The organism is Shewanella saliphila (assembly GCF_014648295.1).
GTDB classification, from domain to species: domain Bacteria; phylum Pseudomonadota; class Gammaproteobacteria; order Enterobacterales; family Shewanellaceae; genus Shewanella; species Shewanella saliphila.
In genome coordinates this window covers 1-23,224 of record NZ_BMQV01000003.1, presented here as the reverse complement: position 1 = coordinate 23,224, position 23,224 = coordinate 1, and the positions used below count along the sequence as shown (strand labels likewise).

The window sequence follows — 23,224 nt, the reverse complement described above, 5'->3', positions numbered from 1 at the left end:
AAATAACCTGTTTCATCAGTTTGTTTAATGCTTATTGGTACTGTTTCATGTGTTGCTCAAGTTCAGCTTTGGGCATAGGTTTAGCAAAGTAATAGCCTTGAATAATATGACAACCTCGTTTAACAACCTGGGCCAGTTGCTCGGGGGTTTCAATCCCCTCGGCTATCACCTCTAAAGATAAGTTTCGAGCCAGCTCGATGATACTGCTAACAATAGCCTGGTCTGCTTGATTTTCGTCAATATGAATCAAGAAGGAACGATCAATTTTAAGCGTATTGACTTTAAACGTGCGCAAATACGCGAGTGACGAATAGCCTGTGCCAAAGTCATCAATAGCCACATCAACGCCCAATTGTTTTAATGCTAACAAGTGTTGCGTGGCAATATCGATTTCCCTCATCAACACGCCCTCTGTGATTTCAATAGACAAGCACTTAGCTGGCATACCGGTTTTATGCAAAGTGGCAGTAATAAAGTCGATAAAGTCAGGTTGCCTAAAGTGCATTGTTGAGACATTGACCGACACCAACAAATCTTGTTGATATTCTTTACACCATCGGGCTCCGTCAATGCAGGCTTGAGTTAATACCCAGCGATCAATGTCGACGATTAATCCGCACGACTCAGCAATACCAATAAATACATCAGGGCGCACCAGACCATCTAGCGGATGATGCCAGCGAATTAACGCCTCAACGCCTGCTAAGCGATTCTTTTCAACATTGACTTGCGGTTGGTAATAAATTTCAAATTCATTGCTCGCTATGGCTTTGTGTAAGTCGGCCTCTAAACGTAAATGATATAAGGCTTCGGCATTACGCTCTGCTGAGTAATATTGAAAATTACCTCGCCCTTCTTCTTTGGCGTGATACATGGCCAAGTCGGCATTTTTTATCAGGGTTTCGGGGGTTTGGTCATCGCCAGACCAAATACTAATGCCAATACTGGTTGAAATGAAAAACTCTCTGCCATAAAGCTTAAACGGCATTTCTATTTGGTTAAGTAATTGTTGGGCAATATGATTTATGGTGTCGATGTCTTTAGCATCACGCAATAAAATCACAAATTCATCACCACCAAAACGGCATAATAGGTGCTCATCAGACAAACAACCCTGTAACCTGCTAGCAGCTTCTACCAGCAACGCATCACCCATACCATGACCATATGAGTCATTTACATGCTTAAAACGGTCTAAATCTAAAAACAGCAACGCGAGCGTTTCGTCATGTTGTTTTGCTGCTTCAATAACTTGCCCTAAGCGGCGCGAAAACATCGACCGATTAGCCAGTCCCGTTAAGGTATCATTGTTGGCTAAGCGTTTAAGGTGTTGTTCGCTGTGTTTGCGCTCGGTAATATCAGAAAATACCACCACATAATACAACGACTCAGCACTGTCGTTGATCATGGTAGACACGTTCATCCAAACTGGGCAGCGACTGCCATCAATGCAATAAAATTCGCATTCGCCAGTCCAAAAGCGCTCTTTATCAAACACATCGTCCATATCGAAGGGTTCTGCTGACTCGGCAACTAACTCAATAAAAGGCTTACCTGCTAAATCTGCTTTGTGTGACGCTAAAATCAAGTTTGCCGCAGCATTACTAATTTTAATGTCTTTATTGGCATTTAAAATCAACATACCTTCTGAAGTGTTTTCAAATGCTTGAGCCAGCAAGTTAACTTCACTTTCAAGTGCACGCTTTTGGCTAATATCGGTATACATTCCCGCAGCGTGAATGACTTTACCAGCCTGTTTATCAACCTCAACTGCACGACCGTTGATCCGTGACCAATGCCATGTACCATCTTGTGGGTGCAAATAGCGATATTCAATATCCAATACATCCGTTTGGCAATGGTAAAACTCAAACCAAGTTTTATTAAATCGATCCATATCGGCAGGGTGCAAAGGTAGATCAGCAATAGGTAACGTAAAGGACGGTTCACTTCCCAGCACTCCCCCTCTATTGTCTAACGATATCAGCTGGTTGCTGTCATGCCACTCCCATAAATCTGAATCACTACCTTTAAGAGCCTGATGCAGTCTTTCATCACTTTTTTGCAGTTTCGAATTGATGAGTTTAAAGCGATTAATTTGCTGCTGTCTAAACAACAACAGAATCACGCCTATTAGCAATATTGAAAAACTCAACGCACCTTTAAACTCTTGGGACTTCCACCAATATTGCTTTACCGTAAATGGGTATTGAAACGGTTCACTAGACCAAACACCGTTGCGCTTATACAAGAGCTCTAAAATATAATCGCCTGCGCTCAAACCGGTAATGTTGATTTGAGACTGCCCCTCAAGCAGCAAGTAGTTACCAACATCAGAGCCTTCTTTTGTTAATCGATATTGCAATGTCATTGGGGTGTCGTTTAAATAATCTAATAGGGCAATATGAAAACTAATTAGGCTGGCGCCAGGGTCAACCTGGGTTAATTGACTGGGAATTAAATACACCGCGGTAGTGTCATCGTAATAAACAGATACTGATTCAAGAAGGACTTTATCACTGACGGTTCGAGGGGCTAATTTATCTAAATCAATCAGCATTGCACCATCTGGAGTACCAATAAAAAAGCCTTTAGCAGGGTCATAAAACTTAGCGGCCTCATTAAACTCATCTGATATAAAACCATCTTTATGGCTAAATGAACTCACCTTGCCGTTGAGTTTATTAATTTTAATCAGTGAATTAGCACAACCAATAATATGATCGGTGGCACTATCTTGTAAAAAGTACACCACTTTACAGTCAATTTTCCACTGTTGATCGAGTGACTTAATAGCGTTGGTTTGTGTATTGAGTTCGATAATGCCTTGTTGCGTGGTGCCTAACCAGAGTATATCTGGTGAGACTTGCAATAGAGAGTTGACCATCGGTGTATTGGCATAATCGTTAAAGAGATTTAATTTTGAATGATACTCACCAGTAGAATCAACATAGCCAAAAATCTTGGCCCCCGTGACCCACAATCTATCTTCATTTTCGCGAAGAAAATCTCGATACGAAGTATTTGTTAATGTTTGCTGGCCGTCATATAACTCCTCAAGCACCAGATCATCATTACCCTCTTGCCAATAATATGCTCCTTTATTAGTGCCAAACCAGACACGTTTAGGATTTAGTTTATCTCGATAAATACGAAATATAATTCTATTACTTAAAGACTCTTTACCGCCGCTCCAAGCCGCAAAATTACTGCTTTCGTTAGTGGTTTTATTGACAACGTATAGCCCAGACGTTGTGCCTAAAACAATATGATTTTCATTTAATGACCCAAGAGAATAAATACTGTCGCTGATTTTAAATCCTGAAGGGATAATGGTTGTCGAAGCGCCATTACTCGTCAGATCAATTGCGGATAAACTACTATCAGTGCCAAGCCATATTTTTTCGTCTTCAACGTAAATAGACCATGTCATCTCATTTTTGAGTTGGTAAGATGATTTTTTAGAATAGCTTTCAAGTAAAAATGACGGCGTCCCCGCAATAACAGCTAAGCCATCACCCGAACCGCCAACCCATAGCAGCCCATCAGAATCGACTGCAATGTCATGGATGTAATCAATGTTAGCCCGTTGTTTTAACTCATCTGGGTACAATGTAAATGTGTTGTTTTTTTGCTCCCAAAAAATTAATCCGCTACGGCTCGATACCCATAAATCGCCATTAAGATCCTCGGCCATTTGATCGACGTAATAAGGTATCTCAGGCACAACTTGCACTGATAATGACTCAGGGTTTGCTTGGTATAATCCTTTCGATGTGAGTAGCCAAATCCGCTGTTGCTTATCTTGAAATAGTTTTCTGATTGAACCATTATTATCCGCCCAAGGAATATGACCAATAAAGGTGCCATCAGTTTGGTGAATTTGAAGTTCACCTCGGGTAGAGAAAAGGTAACGGCCATCTTGTAACTGCAGTACATTTGCCCAGTTTAAGTCGGGGTTTAATTGATGCTTTAATGAGAGCCTCAATGACTTGTTGTCTTCGTCAAAGTAATAAACCTTGCCTGAATCGCCCAATAGCAGTAATTGATTATCTAATTGGCGTTGGTAAGCAACCACCCGAATGCTTTTATTGATATTGGTAATATCATCGCCTTTGGGCTTGAGCAGTAAACTAAATTGATTGTCGACAATGCTGTATAAATACAGTGATGATTGGGTGCCAATTAATAAATGATCAGGCCCTGAGTTAATTACCGAGGTGGTTAGCTCATCATCTAATACCGAGTCAAAACCAACCTTATCAATGCGTCTTACTTTGCTGTTGCTAACCCGGTACAAGCCTTCTTGGGTTGCTAGCCATACATAACCATAGCGATCAAAGCTGATATCTTGAATTCGTGCATTGGCTAAACCATCTTTGGCATTAAAAACCCGCTGAACAATGTCAGCTCCGTGAGCGGGGGCAACGGTAAAGAGAAAACATATCCAACAACTTAGGCTTAACAACACAGCTCTAATCATAAACTCAGTCAATTCCTCTAATTAAACACAGGCATCATGCCGAAAAAATAACACCCTACCAACTCAATAAATAATGAGGTGAGGACGTGAGGTGCTAACAGTTCCACTACATAATATTGTTATATCTTATTGTTTTAACATTATTACCTTAGCAAAGTCACATATTTTATTACACGTTTTTAACGTTAACTCTACCGTTGACAACACAGTCCAAAATACTTTTTACATACAGTGTAGCGTACGGTATTTGAGTAACTCATAATATTCATAAAGTTACACCTTTTAGGCTATATCAACAGCTCAACTTGCTACCCATAAACGTTACATTAAATACGAAAATTTATTTTGCTTGCGGCTGTTTCAACAACCCCTTACAACACTTATCTTGGCTGGCTGCCAGCACAGTACACTGTTTGCAAAAAGTGCTAATGAAAATTAAGCCTAGACCATATTTTCAAAGAAAATCCAAAAAAAAGCACCCCGTTTATGGAGTGCTTTAATCATTAATCATAACGCGATATTACTTCTTTTTCTTAACCGCTTTAGGGTTAGGTAAATCAGTAATTGAACCTTCGTACATTTCAGCAGCTAAACCTACTGACTCATGTAAGGTTGGGTGAGCGTGAATGGTTAATGCTAAATCTTCAGCATCACAACCCATTTCAATCGCTAGGCCGATTTCGCCTAGTAGTTCACCACCGTTAACGCCAACAATAGCACCACCAATAACGCGGTGAGTGTCTTTATCGAAAATTAACTTAGTCATACCTTCACTACAATCTGATGCGATTGCACGGCCACTTGCAGCCCATGGGAAAGTCGCAGTTTCGTAAGCAACACCTTGCTCTTTTGCTTCTTTCTCAGTTAAACCCACCCATGCTACTTCAGGGTCAGTATAAGCAATCGAAGGGATCACTTTAGGGTCGAAGTAGTGCTTCATACCGGCAATAACTTCAGCGGCTACGTGGCCTTCATGCACACCTTTGTGAGCCAACATTGGTTGACCAACGATGTCACCGATAGCATAGATGTGTGGCACGTTAGTGCGTAATTGCTTGTCTACATTGATAAAGCCACGCTCATCAACATTAACACCTGCTTTTTCAGCCGCAATAAGCTTGCCGTTTGGTGTACGACCAATCGCGACTAATACTGCATCGTAACGGACTGGCTCAGCTGGTGCGCTTTTGCCTTCCATCGACACGTAGATACCGTCTTCTTTGGCTTCTACTGCAGTCACTTTAGTTTCAAGGATTAAGTTAAACTTCTTCTTGATTTGCTTAGTGAATACACGAACGATATCTTTGTCAGCTGCAGGAATAACTTGGTCAAACATTTCAACCACGTCAATTTCACTGCCTAGTGATGAGTACACAGTGCCCATTTCTAAACCAATGATACCGCCGCCCATAACCAATAATTTACCAGGCACTTCTTTCAATTCTAGTGCGTCAGTCGAATCCCAAATACGCGGGTCTTCATGCGGAATAAATGGTAATTCAATTGGACGTGAACCCGCAGCAATAATCGCTTGCTCAAACTTAACCACAGTCACAGTACCGTCTTCTGCAGTCACTTCTAGCGTGTTAGGGCCAGTGAACTTACCAAAGCCATTTACCACGTTAACTTTACGCATTTTAGACATTCCGCCTAATCCGCCTGTTAACTGGCCAACTACTTTTTCTTTAAATCCACGTAGTTTTTCTAAATCGATTGTTGGCTCACCAAATACTACACCGTGACTTGCTGCTGCTTTAGCTTCTTCAATCACTTTAGCAATGTGTAATAATGCTTTAGATGGGATACAACCTACGTTCAAACATACACCACCTAAGGTGCTAAAACGTTCAACGATAATGGTATCTAAACCTAAATCAGCGGCACGGAATGCTGCTGAATAGCCTGCAGGGCCAGATCCTAATACAACTACCTGAGTGTTAATTTCGTTACTCATGTTTTCCTCTATTCTTTTGCATATGTTGGCGGACAAAACCGATTCAACAATCCATGTGGCCAGATTGTGATAGCTGTCAGCATTTTACCCTTTGTTTGATGACAATCACAATCAAACATTGGTGATAATCATCAACATAAAAAAGGCCACTCGATATGAGCGGCCCTGTTTGTTTACAAAATCATGGTACGGATGTCAGATAAGATAGCTGACAAGGTCACACTGAAGCGTGCGGCCATTGCACCATCAATCACACGATGATCGTATGAAAGCGACAGCGGTAGCATTAATTTAGGTTCAAATTCTTTACCATTCCACTTTGGCTTAATTTCAGATTTTGACACACCTAAAATGGCCACGTCTGGGTAGTTAACAATCGGCGTAAATGCCGTACCGCCAATACCACCTAGACTTGAAATAGTAAAACAGCTGCCTTGCATGTCTGCAGACTTAAGCTTGCCATCACGAGCACGGATAGAAATATCGGTTAACTCACGAGACAACTCAACAATGCCTTTCTTATCAACATCACGTACAACCGGAACCATTAGGCCGTTTGGTGTATCAACGGCAACACCAATATGGAAGTACTTCTTCTGGATAAGTGATTCGCCATCAGCACTTAAGCTTGAGTTAAACACTGGGAAATCTGCCAATGTTTTCGCAACGGCTTTCATCATAAACACAAGCGGAGTGATTTTATAATCTGCTTTTTTCTTGGCAGCAATATCATTCTGTTGCTTACGGAAAGCTTCCAACTCAGTGATATCAGCTTCATCAAACTGAGTCACGTGTGGAATGGTTACCCAGTTGCGGTGCAAGTTAGGACCAGAGATTTTCTGGATACGGCTTAATGGCACTTCTTCCACTTCACCAAACTTACTGAAATCAACTTTAGGCGCTGCAATCACGTTTAAGCCACCCGCGCCACCCGCAACGCTGGTTGCTGCAGAAGCTTTAGGGCGTGATAGTTCGTATTTAACAAACGCTTGCACGTCTTCTTTTAAAATACGACCTTTACGACCACTACCAGTAACCTTAGTTAAATCAACACCAAATTCACGTGCTAAGCGACGCACTGCAGGCGATGCATGTACCGCACCTGTAGATGCTGGCTTTGCAGCGCTTGGGTGATGCGGCACTGGCGGACGACTTGCCGCCATAGGTGCTGGGGCGGCAGGTGCTGCTGGAGCAGGAGCTTGTGCAGGAGCAGCTTGCGCAACAGGTGCTGAGCTTGTGGTTTCAATCGTAGCAATTAAGCTACCTTGAGACACTTTATCGCCTACTTTAACGGTCAGCGAAACAAGTTTACCGGCAAACGGCGCTGGCACTTCCATCGTTGCTTTGTCTGTTTCAAGGGTAATTAAGCCTTGATCTAAGGTGATGTCATCACCCACAGACACTAATACTTCAATGACATCCACATCTGCAGCATCACCAATGTCTGGCACTTGAACTTCTTGTACCTGAGTTGTGCTTGCTGCAGGTGCCGCTTGCGCAGCAGGTGCAGCTTGAGCTTGTGGTGCCGCAGCTGGTGCAGAACCAGCCACTTCTAATAAAATCACCAGTGAACCTTCAGACACTTTGTCGCCCAAGGCCACTTTCACTTCTTTAACCACACCCGCTTTAGGTGAGGGTACGTCCATGGTTGCTTTGTCGGTTTCTAGGGTAATTAACCCGGTATCAACCTCAATGCTATCGCCAACGGCCACTAATACTTCAATGATTGAAACATCAGTATCACCGCCAATATCAGGCACTTTAACTTCAATCACTTCAGAGCCACCAGCAGGTGCAGCAACAGGTGCTACAGGTGTAGGTGCCGCAGCTTGTGCCACCGGAGCTTCAGCTTTAGGTGCTGGAGCCGCTTCGGCTTTTGCTGGTGCAGCATCAGCTGCACTCATCATTGCGATTAACGTTCCTTCAGACACTGTGTCGCCTACTGCAACTTTCAGCTCTGCTAACGTACCAGCAAAAGGCGCTGGAATGTCCATGGTTGCTTTATCGCTTTCAACGGTAATGATTGATGCTTCTTGCTCAAGTACATCACCCACTGCGGCACAAATTTCAATAACCTGTACTGCATCAGTGTCGATATTAGGAACCAAAACTTCCTTTAAATCAGCCATTTTGTATCCCCTTACGCGAACTGTGGGTTGATCTTGTCAGCGTCAATGCCGTACTCAGCGATGGTTTTAGTTAACACATCAACAGGCATTTCATTACGCTCAACAAGTGACTTCAGTGCAGCAATAACAATAAACTTGGCGTCAACTTCAAAGTGGTGACGTAAGTTTGCACGGCTGTCGCTACGACCAAAACCATCAGTACCCAATACTTTATAATCTGTTGGTACATAAGCACGTAATTGCTCGCCGTAAATCTTCATGTAGTCAGTGGCTACAATGGCTGGCGCATCAGCAGATAATACCTGGCTAATATAAGCTTGCTTAGGCTGCTCGCTTGGGTGCAACATGTTCCAACGCTCAGCAGCCTGGCCATCACGAGTTAACTCGTTAAAGCTAGTTACGCTGAATACATCTGAACTCACACCAAAGTCTTTCGCTAGTGCTTGAGCCGCTTTACGCACTTCTTCTAAAATGGTGCCACAACCCATTAGCTGTACTTTGCCTTTACCACTACCGGCTACAGATTCAAGCTTGTAAATACCTTTTACAATGCCTTCTTCGGCACCGGCTGGCATTTCTGGCTGAACGTAGTTTTCGTTCATGGTAGTTAAGTAGTAGAAAACATCTTCTTGGTTTTCGCCATACATGCGACGAACACCATCTTGTACGACTACTGCAATTTCATAACCGTATGTTGGGTCGTAAGAGATACAGTTAGGGATAGTGTTAGCCAAAATGTGGCTGTGACCGTCTTGATGCTGTAAACCTTCGCCGTTCAATGTTGTACGACCTGAAGTACCACCCACTAAGAAACCACGTGCGCGCATGTCGCCTGCAGCCCATGCCATGTCACCAATACGTTGGAAACCGAACATTGAGTAGTAGATGTAAAACGGAATCGTTGGCATGTCGTTGACTGAGTAGCTGGTTGCAGCTGATACCCAAGATGACATTGCGCCTAATTCGTTAATACCTTCTTGTAAAACCTGACCGGTTTTATCTTCACGGTAGTACGCCACTTGATCTGAATCTTGTGGAACATATTTTTGGCCTTCGTGAGCGTAAATACCCACTTGACGGAATAAACCTTCCATACCAAAAGTACGTGCTTCGTCAGGAATAATTGGCACAACGCGCTTGCCAATGCCTTTGTCTTTTAACAACGCAGTTAATACGCGAACAAATGCCATAGTTGACGAGATTTCACGGCCGTTAGAGCCTTTTAAAATCGAATCAAAAATCTTTAATGAAGGCACTTCAAGCTCTTCGGTAAACTTCTCACGACGTTGTGGCAAGTAACCTAGTAACGCTTCACGACGACTCTTTAGGTATTTCACTTCTTCAGAATCTGGGCCTGGATGATAGAAAGGCAAATCTTCTAACTTGTCATCAGGGATCGGAATATTAAAACGATCACGGAAGTGACGAATAGCGTCAACGCCCATTTTCTTCACGTTATGTGCGATGTTTTTACCTTCACCTGCATCACCTAAACCGTAACCTTTAACAGTTTTAGCCAAGATTACCGTTGGGCGACCTTTGGTTTTTTGTGCATGCTCAAGTGCAGCGTAAACTTTAACAGGGTCATGACCACCACGGTTTAAGCGCCAAATGTCATCGTCTGACATGTTAGCCACCATTTCAGCGGTTTCTGGGTACTTACCAAAGAAGTGCTCACGAGTCCAAGCGCCGCCTTTGGCTTTACAGTTTTGGTATTCACCGTCTACGGTTTCTTCCATTAACTGTAATAATTTACCGCTAGTGTCACGGGCCAATAATGGATCCCAGTAACGACCCCAAATCACTTTAACCACTTCCCAGCCTGCGCCGCGGAATTCGCCTTCAAGTTCTTGGATGATTTTACCGTTACCACGTACAGGGCCATCAAGACGCTGTAAGTTACAGTTAACGATAAACACTAAGTTATCTAACTCTTCACGTGCTGCTAAACCAATGGCACCTAATGCTTCTGGCTCATCACACTCACCGTCACCTAAGAAACAGTAAACCGTTTGCTTAGAGCAGTCTTTTAAGCCACGGTCAGTTAAATATTTTAAATAACGTGCTTGGTAAATCGCTTGAATAGGACCTAGACCCATCGATACCGTAGGGAACTGCCAGTAGCTAGGCATTAACTTAGGGTGTGGGTACGAAGACAAGCCTTTGCCGTCTACTTCTTGACGGAAGTTAGCCATTTGCTCTTCAGTAATACGACCTTCAAGGAATGAACGCGCATAAATACCAGGTGCAATATGACCTTGGAAATACACTAAATCGCCACCGTCTTGTTCATTAGGCGCACGGAAGAAGTGGTTAAAACACACATCATAAATCGTCGCACTTGAAGCAAAACTTGAAATATGTCCACCAAGCTCTAAATCTTTCTTAGAACCACGTAATACCATTGCTAATGCGTTCCAACGAATAATGGCGCGTATACGACGCTCCATTTCTTGGTTGCCTGGCATGTTTGGCTCTTGGCCAGCAGGAATAGTATTTAAATACGCAGTAGTCGCGTTGTACGGTAAGTGAGTACCGTTACGACGTGCTTTGTCGATAAGTTTTTCGAGTAAAAAGTGTGCACGTTCAGGCCCTTCTTGCTCTAACACAGCTTGCAGAGCATCAACCCACTCTTGGGTTTCTGATGGGTCTAAATCTTGAAGCATATCTTCAGACATTTCGCAGTCCTTCTTTATATACGGGGTTATATTTCGGCATTCGTTGTTGCTTGTTGACACAACAACTCAGTTACACGCCGCTCTTTAAACGGCGCAAACTACGTTGCAACCGACTGTCTTCTTCTCTTACTGACAACATGACTTCTTCGATGTAGCTTAAATGCTCGTTCGAAGCAGCACGTGCAGCGTCTGGGTCCCGGCGCACAATCGCAGCGAGTAATGTTCTTCTGTGATTATTTGCCGTAGCGGAAGTTTCTTCGCGTCTGCTCAAAAGTTCCAAATTTTGCGCTACATTTTTATGCAGCACAGGGGTTAAACTTAATACTAGATGAAGCATGGCAACATTGTGTGACGCTTCTGCAACTGCACGATAAAAACGCACTATCGCATCGGCTTTAGTGTCAATATTGGTTGCCGATTCAACTTCAGCAATACGTTTGTTGATATTTTTCATATCCGCATCGGTGCCGCGAAGCGCAGCAAAATACGCCATCATACCTTCAGTGGCGTGACGAAACTCCAGTAAGTCGTACTGACTTTCTGAGTCGCTATGCATTAATTCAACGATAGGATCGGCAAGACTTTGCCAGAGTTGTTCTTTTACATAGGTGCCACCGCCTTGACGACGCATGAGCAACCCTTTTGCTTCTAATTTTTGAATAGCTTCGCGCAGTGAAGGACGAGACACTTCAAATTGCACGGCAAGTTCACGTTCGGGAGGCAGTTTCTGACCCGGCTGTAAACTACCTTCAAGGATCATGCGCTCTAATTGCTCCATGATCACATCGGATATTTTTGGCTGGTTAATTTTACTATAAGCCATTTGGCGCCCCTGCTCCCTAAACAAGCAATTGTCAATTGGTCTTACCAATTAATATGAGAGAGCGCACTTTATCAAATCATACAGGCCATGTCTAGTTTCTAGCATATTGACAATACCACACAAGTTTGTTTAAAACGCACAACCTCTGAGCGAAACAAATATTTGTATTAAAATGGTCAGACCATTTGTCATGATTGTTAATAAATCTAACCAATCTTAACGTCTGTTAACGCCCTACTTTTGCCAGCTCACTCGACTTACAAGGTTAGCTGACAAACCCAAAAATGGTTAATACTGACACCAAAGTTAATAACAAAATAAAGTTACGTTTACTTAATGCGAGTAAAGCCAAGGTAGGCTGCACGCTAATCGGCGCATTGCCGGCTTCAGGTAATGACTCCGCCGCGATAGCGGTTTGGGTCACAATGGTTTTGGCATCACACTTTAATCGCAAAGCATATTGACGCCATGCACCTAACCCACTGCTAAATTGGCCGCTTAACACATACCCAAAGCTAAATAATCGACTGGGTATCCAATCAAGTAAGGTCTGCAAGTAATCAACTAAAGGCATACCCTTGTTATTCTTTATATTAAAGTCACTGTAAAAGCGCACGCTACAGTATAATACGGCGCCTACAGGTCCAAAAAAAATCAAAAATAACGCCACAGCGCCATAATAGCGGTAATTAATCCACGCCACCGTTTGACCTACATTTTGACCTAAATCTTGTTCATCAACCACATCAAGGCATTCAGCACAATCAAGTTGCCCAGCATAGCGATAGCAAGCCTGTACATCACCACGACAAGCCGCCTGAATATATTGTTTAAATACTTCTCGTAATCTTTGATGACTAAAGCACACTACCGATATCAATAACCAAAACAGTAAGCTTAATAGATCAAACAAAATGCCCTGCAATAAATGGCTAATCACAAACACCACTAATGCTGGCAAAATTAACGCCATTGCAACGCCAAATTCTGACCCTAGCGACTCATCGTCCCAAAATTGCTTATGGTAACGTTCCATCAAATGATCAAACTGTAAGCCACTTGGCAGTAGCTTTAACCGTTCAACTAAAATAGCCACCAATAATGAAAATAACGCCATAAATATCCTTTTACCCGTGCTATATCTTAAAAGTCATCAACAATCGATGATGACTATATCAAGTGTTTGCAGCGACAATAGCTTGTTTATAACGTACCCAATCGAAGCTGTCACCTGGATCGGTTTTACGTCCTGGAGCAATATCACAATGCCCGACAATATTAGGTAACTTAATCATAGGATATTGCGCCATTAACGCCAAAGTTAACAGGGTTAATTGTTGATATTGTTCATCAGTATAACCACTGGTGTCGGTACCTTCCATTTCAATACCAATGGCAAAGTCATTGCATCCTGAGCGCGAATCAAAACGTGATACGCCAGCATGCCAAGCCCGCTCATCACAACTAACGTACTGCACCACCTCCCCATCTCGGCGAATTAAAAAGTGGGCAGAAACCTCTAAGCCAGCCAACTCAGCAAAGCTACTATCTGCTTCAATATCTAAACAGCCCTGAAACAAACCGTCGATGTGCGGCAAACCAAAGCAACCCGCAGGTAAACTGATATTGTGGATAACCAATAAACTGACCTCACCCTCGGGCCGCTGGTTAAAATGTGGCGATATACACTGACGCGCGCTAGTCAACCAACCATTAACTAATAATCCAATAGCCATAACAACCTTAACTCAATGTCGATACAGTAAATTTAACAGTTATAAACCTGAATACCAATGCTAAACATTACTGGTATTTAGGACGTGCTTATCTTTGTATATTGTTTATATTGAGAGATAAAATGCCTATAGGCAAGGCGGATAGTTGCGGGAATATTTACGGAAATAGTTGCAGACATAGTTGCAGACATAGTTGCGAGAATAATTGCCTTAGGTCGAAATTATCCAAGGCGGTATAAAGCCATTTTAGCCGCAACGCTACGGGCAGTGGCTATTTCCAGTCATACTGCCCACAAACTCACTTATTAAGCGGGCTAAACGGCACTCATTTACGATTGTCTGACAGAAAAATAACCGACGGCATAATTTATCAACAAAGATAAACACGCCCTGTGTAAGTATGGCATTTAAATATGGTAATCTTGTTTAAATGCTTTTTGGTAAACGACCACACTATTTATCCCTAGTCGTTTTACCTTATCACGCTCTTTAGCAAGGACTTTGCTTATGTTAGAAAATGACATCCGCCACGCCGTAAAAACAGCACTCAACGAAGACTTAGGCTACAGTGCACATAACAGCATCGAAGATATGCTAACGGCAGATATTACTGCACAACTCATTCCTGCTGACAAACACGTTTCTGGCAGCTTAATCACCCGTGAAGACGGCGTATTTTGCGGTAAAGCGTGGGCTGAGCAAGTGTTTAACCAACTCGGTGGCGAAGTCGTACTACATTGGCATGTAGACGACGGTGACTTAGTTGTGCCTAATCAAGTATTGTGTGAGTTATCAGGCCCTGCCCGCGCCATTTTAACTGGCGAGCGTACAGCAATGAACTTCATTCAAACCTTGTCTGGCGTTGCTAGCCTGACTAAACATTATGTCGATAAACTCTCAGGTACTCATACCCGCTTACTTGACACCCGCAAAACCATTCCTGGTTTACGTACCGCGCAAAAATATGCTGTTACATGTGGCGGTGGTAAAAACCATCGTATTGGGTTATTTGATGCCTTTCTCATTAAAGAAAACCACATCATGGCCTGCGGCGGCATTTCGCAAGCCATTAGTGCTGCGCGCACATTAGATAACAGTAAGCCTGTTGAAGTAGAAGTCGAATCATTAGCCGAGTTAACTCAAGCCCTTGATGGCGGAGCTGACATTATTATGCTCGATAATTTCGACGTCACCATGATGGTCGATGCCGTTAGCCTCAATAACCGTTATAAAGATCAAGGCAAAGGCGCAAAACTAGAAGTATCAGGAAACGTGACTATTGATACCCTAGCCACATTCGCACAAACCGGTGTTGACTATATATCAGTAGGTGCACTCACCAAACACGTTAAAGCGCTAGACTTGTCACTACGCTTAAAAGCCTAACCATCAAACCACTGGGTGCGAGGTCGCCATAAGCTTACTCGCACCATGCGATTCACTTGTCACTTGTCACTTGTCACTTGTCACTTGTCACTTGTCACTTGTCACTTGTCACTTGTCACTTGTCACTTGTCACTTGTCACTTGTCACTTGTCACTTGTCACTTGTCACGCACCAAACTATCTTACATAGCATTCCATTCAGACATAAAAACGCCATTAAAAGCCGTCAACAAATCGACATTGTTATCATTTTGTCAAAAAAAGATTTTTTTCAACGAATCCGTCAAAATATTTTTATCGTATAATGTCCTGAAAATGTGAAATCAGAGTGTTTTTAGACATTTATTTAATATTTGTACAATAAGGCTATTCCATTTTGTAACAAATTATACTAACGTTTATTGTAGGCGAGTTGGCCTTTCGGCCATGTACAGTAATCGCTAGGTGATAAACAACACTGACACGTTAGCATTTTGTTAACATTTCACTTGTAAGTTTAAAGTCAAATGTTGCCAAAATCTTGTTAATGACAGCGGGTTTGCCCTCGTTTTACTGCTCAGCCGAAGTGTCAGTCAGAAAATATCTGCTAACATAATATGCACTAACATGGTTATGATATACCCGTTCGGTTTGGGTCGTTCGATAACTCGTGAACGCTATAATGTACGCAAAACAAAAAAACGTAGTACTACGGAGCTCACATCCAGTACTACACAATTGTGCTTTAAGGTTTTCGGCAAACGGAATGCCAGCTACTCAGCTTATGACTAGTCCAATACTAGCTTAAGCAGCAGCCATCGAGGATTGATACTACCCCCAGCCTAATTTTACGGAGAGAAATATGAAAGGTATCAACCAAATCAAAAACGCTAAGGGTTTTACTCTTATTGAATTAATGATCGTAGTTGCGATCATCGGTATTCTTGCAGCAATCGCACTGCCTGCTTACCGTGACTATGTAGGTGCAGCGCATGGTGGTGCAGCAATGAAAGGAGTAGCTTCATTCACGACTAAAGCTGTAACTTGTGTTCAATCTGGAATATCTTGTGACACAATAGCTACTGAAATAACAAATACTGATGGTCTAAGTGTTACAGCAGCTTTAAGTGAAGGTTCTGGTGGCGATTTAGCATTTACTGATGGCACTTGTGTTGTAACAGCATCAATTGCTGACGAGGGTACTGTAACTTATGCTGCTGCAGTAGATGGCACTGCAACTGGAGCTACTGCAGATCAATGTACAGAAGGTGCGGGTCTCGACTAAATATTGATTAGTCTAATTAGTTAAAGAGGTTAGAATACGACCTCTTTAACTTTTTGTTTTACCTCTATTCCTACAGCCTCACTAGAGATGAAAATAAAAATTCAATATTTGAAATTATTAGTCAAGGTGACTTAATGTCAACAACAGGTATCCATCTAGGCTTATCAACCCTCTTCATCCGTAAAAATTTGCTCAGCGAAGTGCAGGTTGCATCAGCTATAACTAAATCTCGCCAAAATAAGCAATCTCTTGTCTCCACCATCGTTGCTGAAAAATTGATCTCTGCCAGAGAAGTTGCCGAACTATGTTACGAGGAATATGGGACACCATTACTTGATCTAAATGATTTTGATATTAGTAATATATCCGAGGATCTACTAAACAAAAAGCTCATCGAAAAACACAAATGTTTGCCTTTATTTAAACGCGGTAATCGTCTTTACATTGCTACATCAGACCCAACCAATATTGCAGCTCTTGAAGACTTTCAATTCAGTTTAGGTTTACACGCTGAAGCTATTTTAGTCGAAGATGATAAGCTACTAAAAATATTAGAAAAAGTAATAGAAGAAGATATTTCGGGCTTAGACTTATCTGGCGCTGATGAAGAAGCTCTTGCGAGTATTGAGCTTACCGATACAAATCGACAAGAAGAGCCTAACCCAGAAAGTAGTGACGATGCACCCATTGTCATATATATCAATAAAATCCTTACTGATGCCATCCGTAAAGGCGCCTCTGATTTACATTTTGAGCCTTATGAAAAACGCTACCGCATTCGTTTTCGTATTGATGGCATTTTGCATGAAGTCTCCGAGCCACCGGTTAACTTGTCAAACCGAATTTCAGCCCGCTTAAAAGTGATGTCCAAGCTCGATATTGCTGAGCGTCGTGTACCGCAAGATGGCCGCATTAAGATGAAGCTATCGCGCACCAAGTCTATCGATTTTCGTGTTAGTACCTTGCCCACCATTTGGGGCGAAAAGATTGTAATGCGTATTCTGGATTCATCTTCCGCCCAGCTTGGTATCGAAAAACTTGGCTATGAAGATGATCAACGCTTATTGTACGAAGAAATGCTCGCCAAGCCGCAAGGGATGATTTTGGTGACTGGCCCGACAGGTTCTGGTAAAACCGTATCCTTGTATACTGGGCTTAACATCCTTAACACTGAAGAACGCAATATTTCTACCGCCGAAGATCCGGTCGAGATAAACCTAGAAGGCGTTAACCAGGTCCACATTAATTTAAAAGCCGGCTTAACCTTCGCCTCAGCGCTGCGCTCATTTTTACGTCAAGATCCTGATGTGGTCATGGTCGGTGAAATCCGTGACCTAGAAACCGCTGAAATTGCCATTAAAGCGGCGCAAACTGGTCACTTGGTATTATCGACACTACATACCAACTCCGCAGCAGAAACCTTAACCCGTTTAATCAATATGGGTGTACCCGGTTACAACATTGCAAGCTCAGTCAATTTAATTATCGCTCAACGCCTTGCCAGACGTTTATGCCCTGCCTGTAAACAAGCAGAAGACATCCCACAAACAGAATTACAACGTTTAGGCTTCCAGCAAAGTGACATTGACAAGGGTTTCACCGTATTCAAACCTGTCGGGTGTGATCAGTGCTCTGGCGGCTATAAAGGCCGTGTCGGTATTTATGAAGTAATGAAAATGAGTGATGAAATTGCCCGCACCATTATGGAAGGCGGTAACTCACTGCAGATTGCTAAGCAAGCAAAACAACAAGGCATGCGCGATTTACGTCAATCTGGCTTATTAAAAGTCATCCATGGTGTCACCAGTATTGCTGAAATAAACCGTGTTACCAGCTTTTAAATAGTCTAAAGTGAGTCAGTTAACTGCTTAAATTTAATCCGATTTGCAGACATGCTCTTAACTGCATTTTTTGAGTGAGAGCTCGATAATAAAAGGACTTGGCTCTATGGCCACTGCAACAGCAAAAAGAAAACCTAAAACTAAAACTAAAAAGCAAACCCAAAAGCACCAGCCTAAAGTGTTTACTTTTGAGTGGAAAGGAGTAAACCGTGATGGTGCGCGGACTTCTGGTGAGTTACGAGGATCAAGCATTGCTGAGATCCGCAGCGTGCTTAAAGCCCAAGGTGTAACGCCAAAAGGAGTGCGTAAGAAGTCAGCACCATTATTTAAATCAGAAAAAAAGATCACTGCAATGGACATTGCAATGATTACCCGCCAAATTGCCACTATGCTAGCTGCCGGTGTGCCATTAGTCACCACTATCGAGCTACTTGGCCGTGGTCATGAAAAAGCCAAAGTTCGAGAATTACTTGCTACGATTTTATCAGATGTACAATCAGGCATCCCACTATCAGATGCACTAAGGCCACACCGACAGTATTTTGATGACCTTTACGTAGACTTAGTTGCCGCTGGTGAGCACTCTGGCTCACTCGATGCAGTTTTTGATCGCATTGCAACCTATCGAGAAAAAGCTGAACAATTAAAGTCTAAAATCAAAAAGGCTATGTTTTATCCTGCTGCTGTAGTGGTGGTTGCCATTGCCGTCACTGTTTTGCTACTTCTTTTCGTTGTCCCTCAATTTGAAGATATATTTAAAGGATTTGGCGCTGAACTTCCTGCTTTTACTAAAATGGTAGTAGAACTCTCTCGTGGTTTACAAAGCTCATGGTACTATTTTGCGATTATTACCATTGCTGCGATATGGATCTTTCGAAGAGCACACAGAACCTCGCAAACCTTTAGAAATAAAATTGATGAGATAGTGCTTAAAATTCCAGCAATTGGCGATATTCTCCACAAAGCTGCAATGTCACGATTTGCTCGCACATTAGCAACCACCTTTGCTGCAGGTGTACCATTAATTGATGGTTTAGAATCAGCTGCTGGAGCATCGGGAAACTATGTATACCGCTCTGCACTATTAAAAGTGCGTCAAGAAGTCATGTCAGGCATGCAAATGAACGTAGCCATGCGCACCACAGGTCTGTTTCCGGATATGTTAATTCAAATGGTGATGATTGGTGAGGAATCTGGCGGTCTGGATGAAATGCTCAATAAAGTTGCTAACATCTATGAAATGCAGGTAGATGATGCGGTTGATGGATTATCAAGTTTGATTGAACCCATTATGATGGTGGTTATTGGAACGGTAGTCGGTGGCTTAATTGTTGCTATGTACCTACCTATCTTCCAAATGGGTAAAATTGTAAGTTAACAAGTTTAATATAAGAATAAAAATGACTGAATTTATCTCAACTTTTGCGACAACAATGCAGCTGTATCCTTGGGTATTTGTTGTTATTAGCTTTATTTTTGCAGCCACCATTGGCAGCTTTCTCAATGTTGTGATTCATCGCTTACCAGTGATGATGAAGCGTGAATGGCAAAGCGAATGTAACTTTTACCTGAATGAATATCACCCAGATATTGTTAAACAAATAGGTAATGAACATTTAAATAAACCCATTGATGAGTTTCCTGCAAAGTATAACTTAGTCGTGCCGGGTTCGGCTTGCCCTAAGTGTAAAAGTAACATTAAACCTTGGCATAACTTACCAATTCTGGGCTGGTTATCATTAAAAGGTAAATGCGCTAATTGTAAAACCGCAATCTCTGCTCGCTATCCTATTATCGAATTATTAACGGGGATACTGATTGCCACTCTTGCCTGGCATTTTGGCCCAACATGGCAATTTGTCTATGCCAGCATATTAACCTTTGTGCTAGTGGCACTCACTGGCATTGATTTAGATGAAATGCTCTTACCAGATCAACTCACCTTGCCGATATTATGGCTCGGTTTAGTCATCAACCTCAAAGGTATTTATACCAGCCCACAAGATGCCATTATTGGTGCGGCGGCAGGTTACTTAAGCTTATGGTCAGTATTTTGGTTATTTAAACTCGTCACGGGCAAAGAAGGTATGGGCTATGGCGACTTTAAATTATTAGCCGTATTTGGTGCCTGGCTCGGTTGGCAAATGTTGCCACTGACCATATTACTATCATCTCTTGTTGGCGCTGTTGTCGGCATCTTAATGATCATCACTAAAAAGCTCAATAAGGGTAATCCAATCCCGTTTGGCCCCTACATAGCCGCAGCAGGTTGGATAGCATTAGTCTGGGGACAAGATATTCTTAATTGGTATCTAAGCACCTTATGATAAGTCAAAAGTTTGTTGTTGGTCTTACCGGCGGTATTGCCAGTGGCAAAACCACTGTGGCGAATCTGTTTGCAGAGTTCGGTATTGAGCTAGTTGATGCTGATGTAATAGCCAGAGAGGTCGTTGATAAAGGTTCTGCAGGGCTTGCAGCCATTGCTCAACACTTCGGTAATGAAATATTACTTGCCGATGGCCAACTAGATAGAGCAACTCTGCGCAACCAAGTGTTTGATAACGAAGCACAGCGGTTATGGCTTAATAACTTACTGCACCCAATGATCCGACAAAAAATGTTGGACCAAGTAAATGCATCGACATCTAAATACGTGATTATGGTTGTCCCCTTGCTATTTGAGAATCATTTAGATAGTTTAGTAACTACAACTTTGGTGGTAGATATTTCACCAGAATTGCAAATATCAAGGACGATGCAACGTGATGGCGTTAGCAGACAGCAAGTTGAACATATACTTGCGAGCCAAATGAGCAGACAGCAACGCTTAGATAAAGCCGAACACATCATCGATAATCAAGGAGACATTAACCTGTTGCGCAGTCAAGTGAGTCGCCTGCATAAACTATTTTTACAACAAGCTGCTGAGTTAACAACTAAACCCAATGACTGATTTAATTTACGAACAACCCTTAAATGAAAAAGTCCGCAGCTATTTACGCTTAGAAAATTTAGCACAACAGTTACAAAATAATGTCGTTCAAGATCAACACCATCAATGCTTTTATCCGCTATTCTCACTTTTAGAATTAACCGAACGTTGTGATTATCGATCTGAAGTATTAAAAGATATAGATAGGCAGGTTCAACAGCTGAGAAGCATTTGCTATTTACAAGAAGCCGATAGCGAACAAGTTAATCAACTTATCCAGCAACTCACTTCACTAAAAGCGCCATTACAGATCCCCGAAAGAATAGGCTATAAGCTCAAACAAGATAAATTTATTTCAGCATTACGACAACGTTTTAATATGACCGGTGCTTACTGCAACTTCGACCTGCCTCAACTTCATTTTTGGTTAGGAAAAGACTGGCCACAAAGACAACAAGATATTCAATACTGGCTGCAGCAATTTAAGCCTCTTTTAGCGCCTATCACACTTTTGTTAACCCTATATCGCAATACTGCTGAGTTTACTTGTCTTAGCGCCCAAGCAGGCTTTTACCAGGGGGATTCACCACACCCTTTATCATTAATCCGCGTTAAAATTAATCCCATCTATAACTGTTATCCAACGATTAGCGGCCACAGAAATAGATACGCTATCCATTTTGTTGATTTCAGTTTACATCGCCATACCAACGAAACAATCGAGTTCTCACTGGCAACCTGTGATTAAACGCTTTACCATTAAGCCATGATCAATTAATAACACGACTAGTCATTACGAGATTAGTCTGTGGGGTAAAAGATACCAATATGCCTTTAACCGTTAAATGTCCTATTTGCAGTACATCTGTTGAATGGAACGCCACATCTTTATTTAAGCCATTTTGCAGTGAACGCTGCAAACTTATCGATCTTGGGGATTGGGCTAGCGAAAAACACAGCATCCCTGTGAAAGACAATATCGACCCAGATATGATGGATGATATTGGCTATGATGAAGAAGACTTCTTTAAACAGTAATAAGAGTTTTTATGTCAAAGAGAATACATGTCGCCGTTGGAATAGTAATAAACCCACAAAAACAAATCCTACTTGCCAAACGCCACGATCATCTTCATCAAGGCGGTAAATGGGAGTTCCCAGGCGGTAAAGTAGAAACAAATGAATCGGTCAGCGATGCATTAGTGCGTGAGCTTAAAGAAGAAGTTAATTTAGATGTGAACAGTACAACTGAATTTATGGATATCAGCCACGACTACCCTGATAAGCACGTAAGACTCGATATTCATCTCGTCACTGATTTCAGTGGTAATGCTTCTGGTATGGAAGGTCAACAAGTTAAATGGGTAGCAATACAATCACTAAACGAGTATGAGTTTCCCGAAGCGAATAAACCCATCCTAGAAAAGTTATTCAATTTAGATTTATAAATTAACAAGCCATCGATTTAGATGGCTTTTTTATAACGATATAAAGGCTAAGCTTCTTAGTAAAAAAATACCAACAGACCAGTGATTGACGATATAGGAAGTGCCTTAAATTGTCTGGAACAATTTTCGTATATTAGGCGTCTGGAAATGACCTACTATCACATGGGCATATCGACCACACTACTTTATTGCTCATTTTGATAAATAAAAATTGATGCACAAAACTCAAATTCCAGACGTAGAAAAGCCCGTTGCGTTAGCAACGGGCTTATCACTCTCTTTTCAGAGAAATTAGGCGTCTGGAAATGACCTATTCTCACATGGGCATATCGACCACACTGCTATCATACCAATCCGCATTGAATTGTGATCTAATGTGCTCATCATTTCTAAATCATTTTATTCTTTGAAAAACTACACAGCTGTTGAACTCGTTAAATTATCAAAGTCAGAAAAAGATGCTCGTATGCGCATTCGCTTATTGGCCATTTCATGTTTCTTGGAATGCCACAATCGCGCTCAAGTTGCTCGCCAGTTAAAGGTAAGTCGTC

At 42.1% G+C, this 23,224-nt stretch carries 16 protein-coding genes; 9 read left to right on the top strand and 7 right to left on the bottom strand.

The window, feature by feature from the left end; all coding sequences use genetic code 11:
- Positions 1 to 31: 31 nt before the first annotated feature.
- From IEY48_RS02680 to ampD, 7 genes are all read right to left on the bottom strand, one after another.
- Positions 32 to 4,483 carry an EAL domain-containing protein gene (locus IEY48_RS02680; RefSeq protein WP_188916985.1) on the bottom strand — a complete coding sequence of 1,484 codons (4,452 nt, stop codon included), beginning with the start codon at positions 4,481 to 4,483 and terminating at the stop codon, positions 32 to 34.
- Positions 4,484 to 5,003: 520 nt separating this feature from the next.
- Positions 5,004 to 6,437, bottom strand: coding sequence for a dihydrolipoyl dehydrogenase (lpdA, locus tag IEY48_RS02675; RefSeq protein WP_188916983.1), 1,434 nt, complete (start codon positions 6,435 to 6,437; stop codon positions 5,004 to 5,006).
- 173 nt (positions 6,438 to 6,610) lie between these two features.
- Entirely contained in the window at positions 6,611 to 8,566 is a 1,956-nt protein-coding gene (aceF, locus tag IEY48_RS02670) for a pyruvate dehydrogenase complex dihydrolipoyllysine-residue acetyltransferase (RefSeq protein WP_188916981.1), read from the bottom strand.
- An 11-nt stretch (positions 8,567 to 8,577) separates the two neighbouring features.
- Positions 8,578 to 11,244: a pyruvate dehydrogenase (acetyl-transferring), homodimeric type gene (aceE, locus tag IEY48_RS02665; protein ID WP_188916978.1), complete on the bottom strand. Its 2,667-nt coding sequence runs from the start codon at positions 11,242 to 11,244 to the stop codon at positions 8,578 to 8,580.
- A 70-nt stretch (positions 11,245 to 11,314) separates the two neighbouring features.
- On the bottom strand, positions 11,315 to 12,067 hold the full coding sequence (pdhR, locus tag IEY48_RS02660) for a pyruvate dehydrogenase complex transcriptional repressor PdhR (protein WP_188916977.1): 753 nt from the start codon (positions 12,065 to 12,067) through the stop codon (positions 11,315 to 11,317).
- A 265-nt stretch (positions 12,068 to 12,332) separates the two neighbouring features.
- Entirely contained in the window at positions 12,333 to 13,184 is an 852-nt protein-coding gene (ampE, locus tag IEY48_RS02655; protein WP_188916975.1) for a beta-lactamase regulator AmpE, read from the bottom strand.
- A 58-nt stretch (positions 13,185 to 13,242) separates the two neighbouring features.
- Positions 13,243 to 13,803, bottom strand: a complete 561-nt coding sequence (ampD, locus tag IEY48_RS02650; RefSeq protein ID WP_188916973.1) for a 1,6-anhydro-N-acetylmuramyl-L-alanine amidase AmpD — start codon at positions 13,801 to 13,803, stop codon at positions 13,243 to 13,245.
- Between the two features lie 507 nt (positions 13,804 to 14,310).
- On the opposite strand from ampD, the gene nadC reads away from it, so the two are divergent.
- From nadC to mutT, 9 genes are all read left to right on the top strand, one after another.
- Positions 14,311 to 15,189 (top strand): carboxylating nicotinate-nucleotide diphosphorylase, encoded by an 879-nt coding sequence (nadC, locus tag IEY48_RS02645; protein WP_188916971.1) that lies wholly within the window; start codon positions 14,311 to 14,313, stop codon positions 15,187 to 15,189.
- Between the two features lie 840 nt (positions 15,190 to 16,029).
- On the top strand, positions 16,030 to 16,452 hold the full coding sequence (locus IEY48_RS02640) for a prepilin-type N-terminal cleavage/methylation domain-containing protein (protein WP_188916969.1): 423 nt from the start codon (positions 16,030 to 16,032) through the stop codon (positions 16,450 to 16,452).
- Positions 16,453 to 16,586: 134 nt separating this feature from the next.
- On the top strand, positions 16,587 to 18,293 hold the full coding sequence (pilB, locus tag IEY48_RS02635; protein ID WP_188916967.1) for a type IV-A pilus assembly ATPase PilB: 1,707 nt from the start codon (positions 16,587 to 16,589) through the stop codon (positions 18,291 to 18,293).
- 106 nt (positions 18,294 to 18,399) lie between these two features.
- Entirely contained in the window at positions 18,400 to 19,671 is a 1,272-nt protein-coding gene (locus IEY48_RS02630) for a type II secretion system F family protein (RefSeq protein WP_188916965.1), read from the top strand.
- Positions 19,672 to 19,693: 22 nt separating this feature from the next.
- The gene (locus IEY48_RS02625) at positions 19,694 to 20,620 is read left to right on the top strand and encodes a prepilin peptidase (protein ID WP_188916962.1); all 927 of its coding nucleotides are present in this window, start codon (positions 19,694 to 19,696) and stop codon (positions 20,618 to 20,620) included.
- A complete protein-coding gene (gene coaE / locus IEY48_RS02620; RefSeq protein ID WP_188916960.1) occupies positions 20,617 to 21,246 on the top strand; it encodes a dephospho-CoA kinase in 630 nt (209 codons plus the stop codon). The genes IEY48_RS02625 and coaE overlap by 4 nt, the downstream gene beginning before the upstream one ends.
- Positions 21,239 to 21,973 (top strand): cell division protein ZapD, encoded by a 735-nt coding sequence (zapD, locus tag IEY48_RS02615; RefSeq protein ID WP_188916958.1) that lies wholly within the window; start codon positions 21,239 to 21,241, stop codon positions 21,971 to 21,973. Before coaE ends, zapD begins: the two co-directional genes overlap by 8 nt.
- Positions 21,974 to 22,053: 80 nt before the next feature.
- Complete coding sequence (yacG, locus tag IEY48_RS02610) at positions 22,054 to 22,263, top strand: DNA gyrase inhibitor YacG (protein ID WP_188916956.1); 210 nt, start codon at positions 22,054 to 22,056, stop codon at positions 22,261 to 22,263.
- Positions 22,264 to 22,274: 11 nt separating this feature from the next.
- Positions 22,275 to 22,673 carry an 8-oxo-dGTP diphosphatase MutT gene (mutT, locus tag IEY48_RS02605; RefSeq protein WP_188916954.1) on the top strand — a complete coding sequence of 133 codons (399 nt, stop codon included), beginning with the start codon at positions 22,275 to 22,277 and terminating at the stop codon, positions 22,671 to 22,673.
- Positions 22,674 to 23,224 lie beyond the last annotated feature (551 nt).

What these genes read in the sequence shown, in the direction of transcription:
- ampE (WP_188916975.1), bottom strand. Translation starts at nt 13,184, where the DNA reads ATGGCGTTATTTTCATTATTGGTGGCTATTTTAGTTGAACGGTTAAAG.
- aceE (WP_188916978.1), bottom strand. Translation starts at nt 11,244, where the DNA reads ATGTCTGAAGATATGCTTCAAGATTTAGACCCATCAGAAACCCAAGAG.
- IEY48_RS02625 (WP_188916962.1), top strand. Translation starts at nt 19,694, where the DNA reads ATGACTGAATTTATCTCAACTTTTGCGACAACAATGCAGCTGTATCCT.
- coaE (WP_188916960.1), top strand. Translation starts at nt 20,617, where the DNA reads ATGATAAGTCAAAAGTTTGTTGTTGGTCTTACCGGCGGTATTGCCAGT.
- IEY48_RS02680 (WP_188916985.1), bottom strand. Translation starts at nt 4,483, where the DNA reads ATGATTAGAGCTGTGTTGTTAAGCCTAAGTTGTTGGATATGTTTTCTC.
- pdhR (WP_188916977.1), bottom strand. Translation starts at nt 12,067, where the DNA reads ATGGCTTATAGTAAAATTAACCAGCCAAAAATATCCGATGTGATCATG.
- pilB (WP_188916967.1), top strand. Translation starts at nt 16,587, where the DNA reads ATGTCAACAACAGGTATCCATCTAGGCTTATCAACCCTCTTCATCCGT.
- aceF (WP_188916981.1), bottom strand. Translation starts at nt 8,566, where the DNA reads ATGGCTGATTTAAAGGAAGTTTTGGTTCCTAATATCGACACTGATGCA.
- yacG (WP_188916956.1), top strand. Translation starts at nt 22,054, where the DNA reads ATGCCTTTAACCGTTAAATGTCCTATTTGCAGTACATCTGTTGAATGG.
- mutT (WP_188916954.1), top strand. Translation starts at nt 22,275, where the DNA reads ATGTCAAAGAGAATACATGTCGCCGTTGGAATAGTAATAAACCCACAA.
- IEY48_RS02640 (WP_188916969.1), top strand. Translation starts at nt 16,030, where the DNA reads ATGAAAGGTATCAACCAAATCAAAAACGCTAAGGGTTTTACTCTTATT.
- nadC (WP_188916971.1), top strand. Translation starts at nt 14,311, where the DNA reads ATGTTAGAAAATGACATCCGCCACGCCGTAAAAACAGCACTCAACGAA.
- lpdA (WP_188916983.1), bottom strand. Translation starts at nt 6,437, where the DNA reads ATGAGTAACGAAATTAACACTCAGGTAGTTGTATTAGGATCTGGCCCT.
- ampD (WP_188916973.1), bottom strand. Translation starts at nt 13,803, where the DNA reads ATGGCTATTGGATTATTAGTTAATGGTTGGTTGACTAGCGCGCGTCAG.
- IEY48_RS02630 (WP_188916965.1), top strand. Translation starts at nt 18,400, where the DNA reads ATGGCCACTGCAACAGCAAAAAGAAAACCTAAAACTAAAACTAAAAAG.
- zapD (WP_188916958.1), top strand. Translation starts at nt 21,239, where the DNA reads ATGACTGATTTAATTTACGAACAACCCTTAAATGAAAAAGTCCGCAGC.